Annotated in this window: 15 protein-coding genes; 5 read left to right on the top strand and 10 right to left on the bottom strand. The window is 62.9% G+C overall.

Going from position 1 to position 15,952, the window contains the following annotated elements; all coding sequences use genetic code 11:
* Positions 1 to 18: 18 nt before the first annotated feature.
* The 6 genes from GKC28_RS09450 to GKC28_RS09425 all read right to left on the bottom strand — a co-directional run bounded on the left by GKC28_RS09450 (position 19) and on the right by GKC28_RS09425 (position 6,677).
* Positions 19 to 792 carry a phosphate/phosphite/phosphonate ABC transporter substrate-binding protein gene (locus GKC28_RS09450; protein WP_174146656.1) on the bottom strand — a complete coding sequence of 258 codons (774 nt, stop codon included), beginning with the start codon at positions 790 to 792 and terminating at the stop codon, positions 19 to 21.
* Positions 789 to 1,229: a TerB family tellurite resistance protein gene (locus GKC28_RS09445; RefSeq protein ID WP_174146655.1), complete on the bottom strand. Its 441-nt coding sequence runs from the start codon at positions 1,227 to 1,229 to the stop codon at positions 789 to 791. Before GKC28_RS09445 ends, GKC28_RS09450 begins: the two co-directional genes overlap by 4 nt.
* Positions 1,229 to 1,690: a TerB family tellurite resistance protein gene (locus GKC28_RS09440; RefSeq protein WP_174146790.1), complete on the bottom strand. Its 462-nt coding sequence runs from the start codon at positions 1,688 to 1,690 to the stop codon at positions 1,229 to 1,231. Before GKC28_RS09440 ends, GKC28_RS09445 begins: the two co-directional genes overlap by 1 nt.
* A 42-nt stretch (positions 1,691 to 1,732) precedes the next feature.
* Positions 1,733 to 2,041, bottom strand: a complete 309-nt coding sequence (locus tag GKC28_RS09435; RefSeq protein WP_174146654.1) for a DUF1330 domain-containing protein — start codon at positions 2,039 to 2,041, stop codon at positions 1,733 to 1,735.
* A 185-nt stretch (positions 2,042 to 2,226) separates the two neighbouring features.
* Positions 2,227 to 5,319 carry a valine--tRNA ligase gene (locus GKC28_RS09430; RefSeq protein WP_174146653.1) on the bottom strand — a complete coding sequence of 1,031 codons (3,093 nt, stop codon included), beginning with the start codon at positions 5,317 to 5,319 and terminating at the stop codon, positions 2,227 to 2,229.
* A 356-nt stretch (positions 5,320 to 5,675) separates the two neighbouring features.
* Positions 5,676 to 6,677, bottom strand: coding sequence for a sterol desaturase family protein (locus tag GKC28_RS09425; protein ID WP_174146652.1), 1,002 nt, complete (start codon positions 6,675 to 6,677; stop codon positions 5,676 to 5,678).
* Positions 6,678 to 6,813: 136 nt separating this feature from the next.
* Here GKC28_RS09425 and GKC28_RS09420 point away from each other — a divergent pair, with 136 nt between their 5' ends.
* Positions 6,814 to 7,695: a LysR family transcriptional regulator gene (locus GKC28_RS09420; protein ID WP_174146651.1), complete on the top strand. Its 882-nt coding sequence runs from the start codon at positions 6,814 to 6,816 to the stop codon at positions 7,693 to 7,695.
* A 3-nt stretch (positions 7,696 to 7,698) separates the two neighbouring features.
* On the opposite strand, the gene GKC28_RS09415 is transcribed toward GKC28_RS09420, so the two are convergent.
* Entirely contained in the window at positions 7,699 to 8,136 is a 438-nt protein-coding gene (locus GKC28_RS09415) for an Lrp/AsnC family transcriptional regulator (RefSeq protein ID WP_174146650.1), read from the bottom strand.
* Positions 8,137 to 8,241: 105 nt separating this feature from the next.
* Here GKC28_RS09415 and GKC28_RS09410 point away from each other — a divergent pair, with 105 nt between their 5' ends.
* Genes GKC28_RS09410 through GKC28_RS09400 form a run of 3 tightly spaced genes read left to right on the top strand, consistent with a single transcriptional unit; the run spans position 8,242 to position 12,793 of the window.
* Positions 8,242 to 9,393 (top strand): type III PLP-dependent enzyme, encoded by a 1,152-nt coding sequence (locus GKC28_RS09410; RefSeq protein WP_174146649.1) that lies wholly within the window; start codon positions 8,242 to 8,244, stop codon positions 9,391 to 9,393.
* A gap of 48 nt (positions 9,394 to 9,441) precedes the next feature.
* The gene (locus GKC28_RS09405) at positions 9,442 to 11,739 is read left to right on the top strand and encodes a xanthine dehydrogenase family protein molybdopterin-binding subunit (RefSeq protein WP_174146648.1); all 2,298 of its coding nucleotides are present in this window, start codon (positions 9,442 to 9,444) and stop codon (positions 11,737 to 11,739) included.
* The gene (locus tag GKC28_RS09400; protein WP_174146647.1) at positions 11,717 to 12,793 is read left to right on the top strand and encodes a DUF2235 domain-containing protein; all 1,077 of its coding nucleotides are present in this window, start codon (positions 11,717 to 11,719) and stop codon (positions 12,791 to 12,793) included. Before GKC28_RS09405 ends, GKC28_RS09400 begins: the two co-directional genes overlap by 23 nt.
* A 65-nt stretch (positions 12,794 to 12,858) precedes the next feature.
* Here GKC28_RS09400 and GKC28_RS09395 read toward each other — a convergent pair whose 3' ends face one another.
* The 3 genes from GKC28_RS09395 to metF all read right to left on the bottom strand — a co-directional run bounded on the left by GKC28_RS09395 (position 12,859) and on the right by metF (position 14,883).
* Complete coding sequence (locus tag GKC28_RS09395) at positions 12,859 to 13,377, bottom strand: DUF2867 domain-containing protein (RefSeq protein ID WP_174146646.1); 519 nt, start codon at positions 13,375 to 13,377, stop codon at positions 12,859 to 12,861.
* An 87-nt stretch (positions 13,378 to 13,464) separates the two neighbouring features.
* Positions 13,465 to 13,950, bottom strand: a complete 486-nt coding sequence (locus GKC28_RS09390; RefSeq protein WP_174146645.1) for a PaaI family thioesterase — start codon at positions 13,948 to 13,950, stop codon at positions 13,465 to 13,467.
* A gap of 63 nt (positions 13,951 to 14,013) precedes the next feature.
* Positions 14,014 to 14,883: a methylenetetrahydrofolate reductase [NAD(P)H] gene (gene metF / locus GKC28_RS09385; protein ID WP_174146644.1), complete on the bottom strand. Its 870-nt coding sequence runs from the start codon at positions 14,881 to 14,883 to the stop codon at positions 14,014 to 14,016.
* A gap of 99 nt (positions 14,884 to 14,982) precedes the next feature.
* On the opposite strand from metF, the gene GKC28_RS09380 reads away from it, so the two are divergent.
* Positions 14,983 to 15,888 carry a LysR family transcriptional regulator gene (locus GKC28_RS09380; RefSeq protein WP_174146643.1) on the top strand — a complete coding sequence of 302 codons (906 nt, stop codon included), beginning with the start codon at positions 14,983 to 14,985 and terminating at the stop codon, positions 15,886 to 15,888.
* Positions 15,889 to 15,952 lie beyond the last annotated feature (64 nt).

The raw sequence follows: 15,952 nt of genomic DNA, 5'->3' as shown, positions 1-15,952 counted from the left end.
CCAAATCGGAAGAGGGCGTTACGTCAGCTCCGTTGCGCGGATGCGTTGTTCGGTCAGCACCGGGCCAGGCGGGGTCGGCACCGCCAGATAATCACTGGGGGCGAACCGTACCAGTCCTTTCAGATGCAGGCGGGCTCTGGTGTCCTCATCCAGGCTGCGGATGGCCGCCTCAATGGCTGTGAAAAGCTCATCCGCATCCCTGCCGAGAGCAGTGATGTAGGGCAGGGTGGGGGTCGGCACGGTGCGCTCGATTTCGCACAATCCGGCGGCGAAACCATCATACTGCTTGATCATTTCCCAGGTCAGAGCGTCAAGGGAGGCAAAGTCAGCGCGGCCCTCTGCGACGGCTTCGGCAGACAGCCGGTGACCGCCGGTCTCCACCAGTGCGCCGGGCAGGATGGAGCGCTCATGCAGATGCACCATCGGCGCGGCCCAGCCCGACTGCGACAGCGCTTCGTTGTAGGCAAAGCGGCGGCCGCCAAAGGCAGAGAGCGGCTGGCCTGCGTCCGCCTTGCGGGTGACAATTACGCTGTTGTAGTAGCCGGGGGCGCAGCCGGGCAGGCCGTAATCGGGGGTCCCCACCAGTTCCACTTCGCCATACAGCCGGGTACGGTAGGGGCAGCCGCAGGTTTGCGACAGCAAGAGGTCCGGGGATTTCCACACTTCCCAGAAATCGGCACCGCGGGTCAGCTGTTCGGGCCCGCCGCTCAGGTTTTTGCGGATCTGAGCCCAGAACGTGTCATTGGCCACCGCGGTTTCCGGGCGGTCGTACATCCCAAGATGAGCAATCATTTCGCAGCCTCTGCCCGTTTGCGCGCCATGGCGCTGTCCACGTCTGAAACCCCTAGCAGGCTGGAGGAAAGCCGCAGCAGCGCATCCTCGTTGGCGTCCCGGCGGCCGTCGGCCAGCGCCACCTGCCACAGGGCCTCGATCACGCCGGTGCGGTCCTCATAGGCCACTGCGTCCTTGATCGCGCGGGTAAAGCGCACGGTATCGGGCGCCTCCGCCTCCATCGCCTCTGCCTGTTCGCGCAGGATCAGCGCGCCGCCGGTGTCCAGCCCGTAGCGGGTGGTCAGGATGCGGTCGATGCGGTCCTTCTCCACCTCGGAATAGTTGTGGTCGGAGCGGGCAATCCGCACCAGCAGCGCCGTCAGCGCCAGTTTCGCGCCTTCGTCGTCCAGCTGTGCCGGGGCAGGCTCCAGCAGCCGGTTCAGCAGTTCCTTGAACATCAGCTGTCCTCCGCCGTGGGGCTGAATTTCTCGACGGCGCGAGCGCGGGCTTTCTGGCTGTCGGCATAAGACAGGCCCATGGCCTTGCGTGCATCTTCGATGATGGTGATTTCGCCTTCATGCTCATTGCCGTCCGCCAGCACGACCTCCCACAGCGCATCCAGCGCCGCCAGCCGTTCCTCAAGACCGGTGGTCTCGCGGATCAGCCGCCCGAAGGTGTCGGTCTCCGGCGCGGCGGCATGCAGTTTTTCGCAGGTGGCGCGGACCTTGGCGGCCTCGATCGCATTGTGCTGGTAGAGGCGCGCCAGGATCCGGTCGATCAGGCTGATCTCCTCCAGCTTGTAGTCCCGGTCCGACTTCGCAACCCGCACCAGCAACGCCCCCAGCGCCAGTTCGGCATCCGGGTCCGGCAGGGCAGGCGGTTCGGAGGGGCGGAAAGCTTGGAAGAATTTCTTGAGCAAGGGCATCGGCAAACCTCAGGCAGAGCGGCAGGGCAGGCGGGCTCAGCCGCCATAGCCCTCAATGATTTGCATATCACCCGCCGAAACCGGATCGCGAAGCGCCTTGGCGTCCTGATAGGCCATTGAATCATAGCAGGCTTTTGCGGTTTCGAAATCCTTGAATTCGATCACCACTGTGCGGGCACGGAACTGGCCTTCGCGCACTTCGCGGCCGCCGCCGCGGATCAGGAATTTAGCCCCGTATTCGGCAAAGACAGGCCCGTTTGCGTTGATATAATCCTTGTAACGCTCCATGTCGTGCACATCCACATGGGCCACCCAGTATCCTTTGGGCCGGGAGTCATTGGGCATGGGCTGCAGCCTCCGATCTTATTTTAGTTGCGGGCAGGCTGATACAAAAGGGCTGCAAAGACAATGGGGCGGATACAAGGAAATTCCCCGTATTGTACGAAAGCCCAATGGTTTCAATATGCTGCGGCAGAAAGCAAAACGCCCGCCGGGAGGGGCGGGCGTTTAGAAAATGCTCTGCAGCAGGGTCAGGCGATCTCGGCCAGGCGCGCCAGCGCTTCCTTGACCTTGGCTTCCTCCTCCTCGCGCGCAGCAAGGTTCTCACGGGCTTCCGCCACCACCTCTTCCGGCGCGGAGGCCGCGAATTTCGGGTTGTTCAGCCGCCCGCGCAGGCCGCCCAGCTCTTTGGCCAGCTTGCCCAGGGTCTTCTCCAGGCGGGCTTTTTCGGCGTCCACGTCGATCACATCCGCCAGCGGCAGGCCGAATGAGGCGCCGGGGGCGGCGACCGACGCGCAGCCCTTGGGGAAGCTCTCCACCTGCTCCAATGAGGTGATGCGGGCAAGCTTCTGGATCATCGCCTCGTTCTTCTCCCAGGCCGTGCGGGCCTGATCGGAGAACTCGGTCACCACCATCGGGATCTTGGCACCGGCCGGCACATGCATCTGCGCCCGGGTGGAGCGGATGTTTTCAATCGCGGTGATCACCCAGTTCATCTCGGCGTCCGCATCCGCATTGACCAGCTCGGTGCCGTAGGTGGGCCACTCAGCATGCACCAGCATCTTCTCGCGCTTGGCGGTGTTGCTCCACAGCTCCTCGGTGATGAAGGGCATGATCGGATGCAGTAGGATCATGCACTGGTCCAGCACCCAGCCCAGCGTCTGGCGGGTCTCGGCGATCACTGCCTCGTCGTCGGAGTTGAACAGCGGCTTGCTGAGCTCAATGTACCAGTCGCAGACCTTGCCCCAGACAAAGGCATAGAGCGCATTGGCCGCATCGTTGAATCGGTAGGCTTCCAGTGCCGCGTCCACTTCCACGCGCACCTTGGCGGTCTCGCCGATGATCCACTGGTTCACTGCGGCCTTGGCATCCGGGCAGGCATAGGCCGGGACGGCTTCGTCATAGACGTTGTTGAAATGGGCAAAGTTCACCGCATTCCACAGCTTGGTGCCAAAGTTCCGGTAGCCTTTCAGGCGCTCCATATCCAGCTTCAGCACGCCGCCAAGCGCCGCCATCGCCGCGGAGGAGAAGCGCAGCGCGTCGGCGCCGAATTCCTCGATGATCTCCAGCGGGTCCACCACGTTGCCGGTGGATTTCGACATCTTCTTTCCCTTGGCGTCGCGCACCAGGCCATGCAGGTAGACAGTGTCGAAGGGGATGCGTTCCTTGACCGGCAGGCTTTCGTCCAGCACCGCCAGTTGCATCATCATCATCCGGGCAACCCAGAAGAAAAGAATGTCCTGACCGGTGACGAGGGTCGAGGTCGGGAAGTATTTCTTCGTCTCTTCGGTCCATTCCGGCCAGCCCAGGGTGCCGATCGGCCAGAGGCCGGAGGAGAACCAAGTGTCGAGGACGTCGGGATCGCGGGAAAGGCCAATCTTCAATTGATCAGTTTCCGGTGCCCCAACCCAACCAGAGCCTACTGCAGGTGGGTTGGTTTGAGGGCGACCCGCGCTATCTGGCTTCGAAAGCACAAACCCGTCATCGATAACGACATTCACAGAAACGCCAGGATTGGCTTTCTCATGAAATTCTTGCGCCAATTTCTTAGCTTCAGATTCGGTAGGCGCACAAAACTCATTTCCATAGAGGTCGAACCAAACCGGAATCTGGTGGCCCCACCACAGCTGGCGCGAGATGCACCAGGGCTCGATGTTCTCCAACCAGTGGTAATAGGTCTTCTCACCGGATTCCGGGAGGATCTTCACATCGCCGTTGCGTACAGCGTCCAGCGCCGGGCCGACCACCTTTTCCGCGTCCACAAACCACTGGTCGGTCAGCATCGGCTCAATCACAACCTTGGAGCGGTCGCCAAAGGGCTGCATGATCGGCTTGTTCTCGACATACGGCACGGTCTCGGTGACCTGCGTCTCTTCGCCGTCCTCGCCCTTGACGGTCTTGGTCTCGCTGACCATCACTGCCAGGCCTTCGCTGGTGATCTGCTCGACCACCAGTTTACGCGCCTCAAACCGGTCCAGACCGCGCAGGTCGTCCGGCACCAGGTTGACGGCATCGGCCTCGTTCTCACTCAGGGTCTGCTCGCCCTTGGCCACCGCCATGGCAATGCCTGCGGCCTCGTCATAAGGCGCGCCGTCGGCCCGCATCTGGCCCTTGGTGTCCATCAGGCGGTACATCGGAATGCCGCCGCGCTTGGCGACCTGGTAGTCGTTGAAGTCATGCGCGCCGGTGATCTTCACCGCACCGGAGCCGAAGTCCTTGTCCGGGTATTCATCGGTGATGATCGGGATCAGGCGGCGGTGCTCCTTGGGACCGACCGGGATTTCGCACAGCTTGCCGACGATGGGGGCGTAACGCTCATCCGAGGGGTGCACCGCCACCGCACCGTCGCCCAGCATGGTCTCGGGCCGGGTGGTGGCGATGGAGATATAGTCGCGCTCCTCCTCGAGGATCACGTTGCCGTCGGCGTCCTTCTCCACATAGGTGTAGGTGGCGCCGTTCGCGAGCGGGTACTTGAAGTGCCACATGTGGCCCGCGACCTCGATGTTCTCCACCTCCAGGTCGGAAATCGCGGTCTCGAAATGCGGGTCCCAGTTGACCAGCCGCTTGCCGCGGTAGATCAGGCCCTTGTTGTACATCTCCACAAACACCTTGATCACGGCGTCGTGGAAGTTGGGAGAGTTCTCGTGGCCCACGCGGGTGTCGCCATGGGCACCCGCCATGGTGAAGGCGGTGCGGGAGAAGTCGCAGGAGGCGCCGAGGCGTTTCAGCTGCTCGACGATGGTGCCGCCGGATTTCTCTTTCCACTCCCAGACTTTCTCCAGGAATTTCTCACGGCCCAATTCGCGGCGCGACGGCTGCTGGGTCTTGGCCAGCTCGCGCTCCACCACCATCTGGGTGGCGATGCCCGCGTGGTCGGTGCCCGGCTGCCACAGGGTGTCATAGCCCTGCATCCGCTTCCAGCGGATCAGGATGTCCTGCAGGGTGTTGTTGAAGGCATGGCCCATGTGCAGCACGCCGGTGACGTTCGGCGGCGGGATCATGATGCAATAGGTGGAAGCCTCCGGCTTGGCATTTGCACCTGCCTTGAAACAGCCCGCTTCTTCCCAGGCTTTGTAAAGGCGGCTCTCGGCCTCAGCCGCGTTGAATGTCTTTTCCATCGCCATGCGTCTCGATCCCTCATGCAGTTGGGCGATCAATTACCCAATGGCGGCTGGAAGGGGAAGCAGGATGTGGTTATTTCTTTGCCCGCCAGCGGTCCGCAAAGGGCCGGCGGCGGCACATTGGGTATTTCGGACCAGAAAGAAGCAGGTCCGAAGCTCTCCCTGAAACCGGCCGTCCATTCGCCAGGGAATACGCAATGCCAGGAACAGGGGGCAGCTTCTTCCTGATGCGGTCATCGGCTCCCCAGCCTGTACCGCATAAGGAGAGTGCGGCGATTCTGGTTAACAGAATCTTTCCGCTTCTTTCTGGTTCCAGATACCCAATGGATCAGGATCACAGCAGGCGCTCCGGTGCAGGCTCAGCCGGTGTTCCAGATCTTGCGGCGGCGCTCCTTGACCATCTCGTTGCCCTCTTCGGTGCCGTCGTGGAAGGTGTTGAACCACTCGTCCCAGGGGGTTTCCCAGGTGCCGTAGTTGCAGTCGAAGAACCGGTGGTGCAGTTGGTGGAAGAAATCGCCGACCAGGAACTTGGCCGTGTTGCTGAACTTCACATGCTCGAACCCGGCATGCGAGGTCGGGGCGCCGATCCCGTGGTGGAACAGCAGGAAGATCGCCAGCACCGGATGCCCGGGAAGCAGGAAGAAAATCATCGTGTCGAACATCAGGAAGAAGCTCTCCACCGGATGCATCGCCAGGCCGGACCAGGGGCCGGTGTTGATGTTGCGGTGATGCCAGGCGTGCACCTTGGTATAGAGCACGCCCACGTGCAGCAGCCGGTGCAGCCAGTAGAAGTGGAAGCCCGCCCAGATTGGGATGAAAATGGTCATCAGAATGAAGGTGACGGGGTTGTCCTCCAGCGTGATCATTGTGACCCAGCCATTGGCATAGGCGTAAAGAATGAAGCTCTCCCAGAAGGTCCAGAAGGTGAGCGCCGGGCCAAGGGTCCAGAACATGTTGTCCCAGACCTGGTTTTTGAAGGTGAACACCTTGGCGCCTTTCATCATCGGGCGCATGTCATAGCGGTACTCATCCGCTTGGGTCCGGAACTTCCACAGCGCCAGGTGCAGCCCGCCGGCCACCACCATCAGGATGCAGAAGTTGCGGAACCAGATCTCGGCCACCCAGTCCCAGCTGAAGGTTGCGATGCGGTCCAGGGACGGGGTGAAGAAATTCCAGGTGATGATGGCAAAGACCAGCAGCAGCGCCCGCAGGGCCAGCGGGTTCCAGCTTTGCAGCAGGTATCTGACCGAGGCCAGCGGCTTCATCGGCCAGTCCCAATAGGGCGAGGTCTGGATTGGGAGCTGGGGGGTGAAGTTCCAAATCTTGCGTTTGGGGCGCGGGGCATTGGCGGGACCGGTCATGTCTCGTCTCTCAATTGGCTGGTGGGTTTGCCGCTGTTGCAGCGGGGTGATCGCTGCCATGAACCCTAGGGGAGGGGCGGAAAATCACAGCACGGTATGTCTTGCCGGTCAGGCTTAGTTCTGCTTAGCCTCTCTCATGGCGACCCGGATCCCCTCCCTGAATTGGCTGCGCGTGTTCGAGGCTGCGGCGCGTACCGAAAGTTTTGCCCGTGCAGCAGCCCAGCTGAACATGTCGGCCGCAGCCGTCAGCCAGCAGGTGAAGGCATTGGAGACGCAGCTCGGCACACCGCTGTTTCACCGCCACGCCCACGCGGTGACGCTGACAGAGGCCGGGCGGGCCTATCTGCCCTCGGTGCAGCAGTCGCTGCTGAGGCTGGAAACTGCCACCACCGGCCTGTTCGGCGAAAGCCGCGAGCAGCGGCTGTTTGTGCAGTCTGTATTGCTGTTTGCCCACGGGGTGCTTGCGCGCGGGCTGCCGCAGTTCCAAGCCGCGCATCCGCAGGTCAGCCTGGCGCTCAGCACCGGCAATATGGCAGCGGACTTCGCCAACCAGTTCACCGACTTGCAGATCGTCTTTGGCAACCCGTCGCTGTTCGGGACCGAGGGGGATGAGATTCTGCGGGAAGTGCTCTATCCGGTTGCGCCGCTGGAGATTGCTGCACAGATCCAGTCTCCGCAGGATCTGTTCCGCTTCCCCCTGATCGAAGTCTCGACCCACCGGGCCAGCTGGGTGCAGCTGTTCGAAACCCTGCGCCTGTCCCACGGGCAGGCGCGCTATTTCTTTGCCGACAACTCGCTGATGGCGGCGGAACTGTCGGCGCAGGGGATAGGGATTGCATTGGCGCGGGCACCTGCGTCGGATGCGGTCGTCAGGGCCAGCGGGCTGGTGCGCTGCCTGCCGGACGCCGACGTGCCGGGGCAGGAGGCTTATCACCTGATCTATCCCGACCGCGGCGCCCTGCGTCCCGCAGCAAAACTGTTCCGGGACTGGCTGCTGGATTACGTGAAAACGGTATGACCCTTATTGCCCGGTCCGGTCCAGCTTGGTGGCCAGGTGGATCAGGCTCTCGGAAGATCGCACGCCGCGGGCTTCTGCGATGCTGTCGATGGTATCGTCCAGTTCCGCAGTGCTTTGCGCAACCACCTGCGCCAGCAGATCGAACCGGCCGGATGTCGTGTGCACCACCTCAACCCCGGGCAGGCTGCGCAGGCGGGCCAGCACCTCAGGCCCTGACCGCGGTTCAATCGACATCAGCACCGTGGCCTGCAGCGGCGGGCGGGCAGCGGCGGAGGTTTTCAGCGTGTAGCCTGTGATCACACCGGTCGCCTCCAGCCGCTCGATCCGTGCCTGCACGGTGGTGCGGGCCAGGCCCAGGTGGCGGGCAAGTTCGGCCACCGGGCGGCGCGCGTTCTCCCGTAGCAGAGTGACAAGGCGTTGATCAGTGTCGTCGGTTTGCATGTTCTGCCTACGATGTGACGTTAGTTTTCGTCACTATAGACAATGTGCCAACCGGAATCGACGTAATATTCGCGGAAAATGTGTAAAACGAATGAGGGTTACACGATGCAGCAGATTCCCCCGCTATGGCTTTCGCCTGAATCCCACCTCTCCCGCAGCGCGCCGGATCATCCGATCCTGTATTTCTCGCCGCGAGTCCTGCATGAGGTGGCGCGGCGGTTCCGCGAGGGGTTTCCGGGGCTGGTGACATACGCGGTGAAGGCAAACCCGCACCCGGCGGTTCTGTCCAATCTGGTGGCTGCCGGGATCACGGCGTTTGACGTGGCCTCGCCCGCTGAGATGGAAGCAGTGCGCGCCGCCAGCCCTGATGCGGTCATGCATTACAACAACCCGATGCGCTCCGAGGCGGAGATTGCCGCCGCTATCGAACACGGCGTTGCCAGCTGGTCGGTGGATGAGCTGAGCGAACTGGAAAAACTGGACGCGGTGCCGCGCTCCTGTGAAATCGCCGTGCGCTTTGCCCTGCCCGTGGCGGGTGCGGCCTATGACTTCGGCAGCAAGTTCGGCGCTGCGCCGGAGGAGGCCGTTGACCTGCTGAAACAGGTGGCTACCCGCGGCTGGACCCCGGCGCTGTGTTTCCACCCCGGCACCCAATGCGAGGATGAAAGCGCCTGGGTCGAATATGTCCACGCCGCCAAGCGGATCATTGATCAGGCCGGCGTGCAGATCGCGCGGCTGAACGTCGGCGGTGGCTTTGCAGCCAACCGCGACGGCGTGGCACCGGATCTGGAGAAGGTCTTTGCCGCCATCGGCAATGCGGCAGATCAGGCCTTTGGCGGAGACAAGCCGGAGCTGATCTGCGAACCCGGGCGCGCCATGGTTTCTGAGTGCTTTACCCTGGCCGCCCGCATCAAGGGGATGCGCAAGGAAGGCGAGGTGGTGTTTCTCAATGATGGCATCTATGGCGGCTTGGTCGATATCCGTGACATGGGTCTGCCGGGCCGGGTTGAAGTCGTCGGTACTGACGGCAAGCACCGCGGGGGCGAGCGCAAGCCGCGGGTGGTGTTCGGCCCAACTTGCGACAGCCTGGATCGGCTGCCGGACGGGCTGCCGCTACCTTGTGATGCGGCGACAGGCGACTATGTTCTGTTCCCGGGACTGGGCGCCTATTCTTCCGCCATGAGCACGCAGTTCAACGGCTACGGCCTCAGTGACGTGGCGACGGTGATAGAGCTGGCTGGACAACCGGCCAGCTAAGGGTACTCTCGCCCCCTTGAGATCAGTCAGCACGGACAGGGGGCGAGCATGGACAAATTCGGGAAAAGCCAGCCGGTAAAGCGGGTCGAGGATGTCAGGTTCCTGACCGGGCATGGCAACTACATCGAAGACGCTGCCCCGGCAGGCGCCCTGCGCGTCTGGGTGCTGCGCAGCCCGGTGGCGCATGGGGTGATCACAGCGCTGCACACCGAAGATGCGCTGGAAGCCGACGGTGTCCATGCGGTGATCACACTGGCAGAGCTGGAGGCGGCGGGTATAGACGTCTCGATGGACAGCACCACGGTGAAGAACCGCGACGGCTCAGACGGGGCGTCGCCGGAACGGCCGATGCTGGCGCGCGACCGGGTGCGCTATGTCGGCGAACCCGTGGCCGTTGTTGTCGCCGAAACGCTGGAGCAGGCCCGCGATGCGGGTGAGCTGATCGAGCTGGAAATCGACGACCTGCCGGTCAAGCTGGACCTGATGCCCGGCGGCGAGCCGCTGCATGACGGCGTGCCGGACAACAAGGCCTTCGACTGGGGCATGGGGGATGAGGCGGCAACGGCCGAGGCATTCCGCACCGCCGCTCATACGGTGGCGCTGCAGGTTGAGGACAACCGGATCATGGTCAGCACCATGGAGCCACGCGGCTGCTTTGCCGAATGGCAGGAGGGGCGGCTGCATTTCACCTTTGGCGGTCAGGGGGTCTGGGGCATGAAAAGCCAGCTGGCCGCCAAGCTGGGGCTGAACGAGGAGGACATCAGGGTCACCACGCCGGATGTCGGCGGCGGCTTCGGAATGAAGGCCTTTGCCTATCCGGAGTATTTTGCGGTGGCCCATGCCGCCACCGTGCTGAGCCGCCCGGTGTTCTGGATGTCGGACCGCAGCGAGGCAATGCTGAGCGATAATGGCGGGCGCGATCTGACCTCGCTGGCGGAGCTGGCCTTTGATGCGGACTTGAAGATCACCGCCTACCGCGTCAGCACCCGATGCAACCTTGGCGCTTACAACGCGCATTTCGGGCAGCCGATCCAAACCCAGCTGTTCAGCCGGGTGCTGGCCGGTGTCTATGACATCCAGACCGCCTGGCTGCAGGTGGAGGGGATCTATACCAACACCACCCAGGTCGACGCCTACCGGGGCGCCGGGCGGCCCGAAGCGATTTATGTGCTGGAACGGGTGATGGACCGCGCTGCGCGGGAGCTGGGGGTTGATCCGCTTGATCTGCGGCGGCGGAACTTCATTAAGCCCGCCGCGTTTCCCTATGGCACCGTGACCGGGGAGACCTATGACGTGGGCGACTTCGATAAAGTGCTGAGCCGCGCCGCCGAGGAGGCGGATCTGAAGGGATTCGCCGCCCGCCGCGCGGAAAATGGTAAACGCGGCAAGTACCGGGGCGTTGGGGTCTGTTACTATATCGAAAGCATTTTGGGCGATCCTTCAGAAGGCGCGGAAGTGGAGTTTCTGGAGGATGGCCGGGTGAACATCTATGTCGGCACGCAAAGCAACGGACAGGGGCATGAGACCGTCTATGCCCAGTTCCTTGCCGACCAGAGCGGTATCCCGGCGGAAAACATTCAGGTGATCCAAGGCGACAGCGACCGCATTGCCCAAGGCGGCGGCACTGGCGGCTCGCGCTCGGTCACCACCCAGGCCAATGCGACGCTGGCCGCGGTGGAGACCATGATTGCCGCCTTCACCCCATTCCTCGCGCAGGAAATGGGGGTGGAAGAAGGCGCTGTGCATTTCGACGGCAATACCTTCCGCGCGCCAGGATCCAACCTGACACCCACCATGCTGGAAGCGGCAAAGATGGCCCGCGCGCAAGGCCGCACCGATCTGCAGCGTCACGCGGCACGGGCCCGGCTGCCGGGGCGCTCGTTTCCGAACGGCGCACATATTGCCGAAATTGTTATCGATCCGGAGACTGGGCAAGCAGATGTGGAGCGCTACACTGTAGTTGACGATTTCGGTAATCTGATCAACCCGCGGCTGGCCGAAGGTCAAGTGCATGGCGGGGTGGCGCAGGGGCTGGGACAGGCCATGCTGGAGCGCGTTGTCTACGATGAGGACGGACAGCTGCTCACAGCTTCGTTCATGGACTATGCCTTGCCGCGGGCAAGCGGCGTTCCCATGATTGGATTCACCTCCGAGCCGGTGCCTTCGACACAAAACCCGATGGGGATGAAAGGCTGCGGCGAGGCGGGCACCGTCGGCGCGCTGGCAGCAGTTGCAAACGCGGTGCAGGACGCGGTCTGGGACCGCGGCGTGCGGCAAGTGGACATGCCGTTCACCCCGCTGAGGATTTGGGAAGTGCTTAAGGATGTTACTGAGGCAGCTGAGTAGACGGGTTTTAGAATGGCTGGGACGGCCGCTTCGATCGGAGCATTCCGGCGAAACCAAGCTGCGCGGACCGCAGGCCCATGTGATCATCCTGGATGGCACCATGTCGACACTGGAAACGGGCCGTGAAACCCATGCCGGCCAGCTTTACCGCCTGTGCCGGGAAATGGGTGGCCAGGTGTCTGTCTTCTATGAATCCGGGGTGCAGTGGAAAGGGTGGGGCAGCGCACCGGATGTGATGATGGGGCGCGGCATCAACCGGCAGATCCGCCGCGCCTACGGCTACCTTGCCTCCCGGTACCGCCCCGGCGACAGGATCTATTTGTTCGGGTATTCCCGCGGCGCCTATGCGGTGCGGTCACTGGCCGGGGTGATCGACCGGATCGGCCTGCTGAAACCCGAACATGCCACCGTGCGCCACATCCGCACTGCCTACCGCCACTACCGGCTGAACGGGCGGTCCAAGACAGGTGCGGCGTTCAGCAAGGCGTATTGCCATGAAGAGGTCGGAATCGAGATGGTCGGCGCCTGGGACACGGTGAAGGCGCTGGGCCTTCGCCTGCCGCTTCTGTGGCGCTGGGCGGAGAAGCAGCACAATTTCCACAACCATACACTGGGGCCGCATATCAAGAGCGGCTATCACGCCTTGGCTCTGGATGAGACACGAGATGTGTTCAAACCGGTTCTTTGGGACTGCCCGAAGGGCTGGAACGGCCATGTCGAGCAGGTCTGGTTCCGCGGCGCGCACGGCGATGTGGGCGGTCAGCTTGGCGGCTTTGAAGACGCGCGGCCGCTGGCCAATGTGTCGCTGATCTGGATGCTGGAGAAGGCTGAGGAACGCGGGCTGCCGCTGCCGCTGGACTGGCGGGTGCGGTTCCCGGTTGATCCCCAGGCGCCCTCTGTCGGCACCTGGCAGGGCTGGGCCAAGATCTTTCTGCTGCGCAGCCGCCGCCGGGTTGGTCTGGACGCCAGCGAACGTCTTCACAGCAGCGTCGATGCAGGAAGGCAAAAGGCCTCCGTAGCGGAAGGCTGGCTGGCAAGGTTTTCTAAGACTTGAAGGCGGCCGGGCCATGGCCGGACAAGTCAGGCAGGCCCGGCCAGCAGCAGCGGGAGCCCGCGGTGCTACTGTCTGGCCGCATTGCGCTGTTCCAGCTCTTTCTGCAGCCGTTTCAGAGACAGCGCGACGATCAGCTTGTGCGCCGGGCGGACCGGCAGCATGTAGATCCGGCCGAACAGGTTATTGGTTTTCACAGACGAGGTGATGCTCAGCACACCGCTATTGCTGGTGACGCAGGTCATCACGTCCAGATGCCGGTCCCGGACCGTGAGTGTCAAAACGTCGTCTGATACAGCCTCAACCAGAAAGAAATCGAGCTTCTCCCCGGCCTCCACATTCAGCCGCGCCCGGCCGGAGAAGCCGCCGATGCGCTTGACCCCGAACAAGGCGGAAACGGCATCGCGCAGCCGGAAGGCCAGCTTCAGGCCGGGCAGCGGCGTGGCGTGCATGATGTTCCAGGCTTCCAGCGGCGTGACCTGAACCGGCAGAACCAGCGATTGGGTGTCCAGGAAATCCAGCTCGTCAACAGGGGCCAGAACCTGGATGCGGGCAGTTGCGGCGCGGGCTAGGCTGTTTGGCGGCATGGCCTGCCTTTCTGCTGTTTTTCATATGCCTGCACAGACTTAGGTGAAAAGCCGCAGGTGGCAAGCCCGCGTCCGCCTGCCGTGTCCTCAGCGCGGAGCGATCTGCATCACGATACAGGTGGTGGAGCCGGTGGCGTAGAGTTTGCCGTCCTCCAGCCCGCGGATCTCGCCATGCGCCACGCCTGTTGAACGGCCCACGTGGTCGATGCTGCCGGTGCAGTCGATCGTGGTGCCCAGCGGAATAGGCCTAAGGATGTTGATCTTGTATTCCAGCGTTGTGTAGACCGCGCCCACCGGAACTTTGGTCATCACAGCGCAGGCCATAGCGCTGTCCAGAAGTGTTCCGTACCAGCCGCCATGCACCGTGCCCATCGGGTTGCAGACAGAGAATTCCGGCGTGCCGCGAAACACCACCTCACCGTCTTCGACGCTGTGCAGGTGATAGCCGAGAGTCTCCGCAATCGGCGGGCCGGGCAGATGGCCGTCGAGAATGCCCTGCATGAAATCAAGACCGGAAATCCTGGTGATCTGATCGATCGTCAGCAGGTCGGAGGGCTGTTTGGCATAAAACATGGCGCGCGGGTCCTTGGCGGGAAATCCCTGCCATTAGAAACCGCGCGCCGATTTGCGCAACGCTTACGCCACGTTCTGCAGCGCAACCTTGGGCGTGACACCCAGAGCAAAGCAGACGTCGCGCGTCAGCTCCGGCCGGTTAAGCGTGTAGAAGTGCAGCTTTTCCACGCCGCCCTCCAGCAGGTCTGAGCACAGTTCGGTGCACAGCGCGGTCGCCAGCAGTTCCTCGCGGCCGTCGCGCAGCGCCTTGTCAAAGGCGTCCTCGACCCAGTCGGGAATGACGGTGCCGCAGCGCTTGGCAAAATTGCGCGCGCCTTTCCAGTTCTCGATCGGCAGGATGCCGGGCGTCAGCTTTGTTCCGTCGATCCCGGCCTTCTCGCAGGCATCGCGGAAGCGGAAGAAGGTCTCGGCCTCGAAGAAGAACTGGGTCAGCGCCTCATCGGCGCCGGCATCCAGCTTGCGCTTCAGCCACTCGACGTCGGCGGCCTGATCGGCGGCTTCCGGGTGGCGGTCCGGGTAAGCGCCCACCTTGATGCTGAAATCGCCGCGCGCCTTCAGTCCTTCAATCAGCTCAACCGAATTGGCAAAGCCTTCGGGGTGCGGGGTGAACTTGCCTTCGCCCTTGGGCGGGTCGCCGCGCAGGGCGACGATCTCGGTCACGCCGGCCTCGGCGAACTGATCGGCGATTTCCAGCGTTTCCGCCTTGGAGGCATTCACGCAAGTCAGATGCGCCGCCACATTGAGGCCGGAGGAATTGTGCAGCGTGGCCACCGCGTCGCGGGTAAGGCTGCGGGTGGTGCCGCCGGCGCCATAGGTGACGGAAACAAAGCGCGGACCCATCGGGGCGAGGACCTGCACGGTGTCCCAAAGCCGGAAGGAGGCTTCGAGATTTTGCGGCGGGAAGAATTCGAAGGAAATCTTGGGCGTCGTCATCTCAGGGTCTCTCGCTAGGTTGATGTCAGCTCTTGTTGCACGCGCAGCAATGTGAGACAATTTCATAATACTCAAGATTAACATGAGCGATCTGATAGGATGCATATCGAATTCCGCCATCTCCGCACCATCAAGGCCATCCATGAGGCCGGCGGTCTGGCCCGTGCTGCCGAGCAGCTGAACATCACCCAAAGCGCACTGAGTCATCAGGTGAAGGGGCTGGAGGATCAGGCAGGCGTGGAGCTGTTCATCCGCCGCTCCAAGCCGATGAAGCTGTCGCCGGCGGGGCTGCGTCTGTTGCGGCTGGCAGAGCAAGTCCTGCCGCAAGTCGAGGCTGCGCAAGCAGAATTCTCCTCTCTGCGCGACGGCAACACAGGCCGGATGCATATTGCCATCGAATGCCACGCTTGTTTCGAATGGCTGTTCCCGGTGCTGGAGGGGTTCCGCAAGAACTGGGGCGATGTGGACGTGGATATCCGCCCAGGGCTGGCCTTTGACGCGCTGCCCGCGCTGCTGAAGGAGGAGGTGGACCTGGTGGTCTCTTCCGATCCGGAAGACATCAACGGCGTCGATTTCATCGAGCTGTTTGACTACAACGCCGTGTTTGTCGCCTCGGCGCAGCATCCGCTAGCAGAGAAACCCTATGTCGAGGCCGAGGATTTCATCGGCCAGAATCTGATCACTTACCCGGTGGACAAGACCCGGCTGGATGTGTTCAGCCAGCTGCTGATCCCCGCCGGTGTGGAGCCCGCCTCGATCCGGCAGGTGGAGCTGACGGCGGTGATCCTCTTGCTGGTTGCCTCCAACCGCGGCGTGTCGGTGCTGCCGGACTGGGTGGTGCGGGAGGTGAAATACTCCTCCGACTATGTGACCCGGCCGCTGACCAAATCCGGCATCACCCGCAGCCTCTATGCGGCAATCCGGACCGAGGACCGCGAGAAGCCTTTCATGCAGGAGCTGATCCGATTGGCCAAGGTCGAGGCGCGCAAGCTGCAGCATCAATAGATGCTGCCGCCGGAGAGGCACGGAGCGGCCTGCGCCGTTCCGGCGCCTGTGCCCGCTCCGCGCG

It is taken from the genome of Leisingera sp. ANG59 (assembly GCF_013317235.1).
Taxonomy (GTDB): Bacteria; Pseudomonadota; Alphaproteobacteria; order Rhodobacterales; family Rhodobacteraceae; genus Leisingera.
Note: the sequence above shows the minus strand (reverse complement) of the source record. Positions and strands in the feature narration are given on the sequence as shown.

Excerpts from the sequence above, each read along its gene's own strand:
- GKC28_RS09450 (WP_174146656.1), bottom strand. The coding sequence starts at position 792 with ATGATTGCTCATCTTGGGATGTACGACCGCCCGGAAACCGCGGTGGCC.
- GKC28_RS09445 (WP_174146655.1), bottom strand. The coding sequence starts at position 1,229 with ATGTTCAAGGAACTGCTGAACCGGCTGCTGGAGCCTGCCCCGGCACAG.
- GKC28_RS09435 (WP_174146654.1), bottom strand. The coding sequence starts at position 2,041 with ATGCCCAATGACTCCCGGCCCAAAGGATACTGGGTGGCCCATGTGGAT.
- GKC28_RS09430 (WP_174146653.1), bottom strand. The coding sequence starts at position 5,319 with ATGGCGATGGAAAAGACATTCAACGCGGCTGAGGCCGAGAGCCGCCTT.
- GKC28_RS09425 (WP_174146652.1), bottom strand. The coding sequence starts at position 6,677 with ATGACCGGTCCCGCCAATGCCCCGCGCCCCAAACGCAAGATTTGGAAC.
- GKC28_RS09420 (WP_174146651.1), top strand. The coding sequence starts at position 6,814 with ATGGCGACCCGGATCCCCTCCCTGAATTGGCTGCGCGTGTTCGAGGCT.
- GKC28_RS09415 (WP_174146650.1), bottom strand. The coding sequence starts at position 8,136 with ATGCAAACCGACGACACTGATCAACGCCTTGTCACTCTGCTACGGGAG.
- GKC28_RS09410 (WP_174146649.1), top strand. The coding sequence starts at position 8,242 with ATGCAGCAGATTCCCCCGCTATGGCTTTCGCCTGAATCCCACCTCTCC.
- GKC28_RS09405 (WP_174146648.1), top strand. The coding sequence starts at position 9,442 with ATGGACAAATTCGGGAAAAGCCAGCCGGTAAAGCGGGTCGAGGATGTC.
- GKC28_RS09400 (WP_174146647.1), top strand. The coding sequence starts at position 11,717 with ATGTTACTGAGGCAGCTGAGTAGACGGGTTTTAGAATGGCTGGGACGG.
- GKC28_RS09395 (WP_174146646.1), bottom strand. The coding sequence starts at position 13,377 with ATGCCGCCAAACAGCCTAGCCCGCGCCGCAACTGCCCGCATCCAGGTT.
- GKC28_RS09390 (WP_174146645.1), bottom strand. The coding sequence starts at position 13,950 with ATGTTTTATGCCAAACAGCCCTCCGACCTGCTGACGATCGATCAGATC.
- metF (WP_174146644.1), bottom strand. The coding sequence starts at position 14,883 with ATGACGACGCCCAAGATTTCCTTCGAATTCTTCCCGCCGCAAAATCTC.
- GKC28_RS09380 (WP_174146643.1), top strand. The coding sequence starts at position 14,983 with ATGCATATCGAATTCCGCCATCTCCGCACCATCAAGGCCATCCATGAG.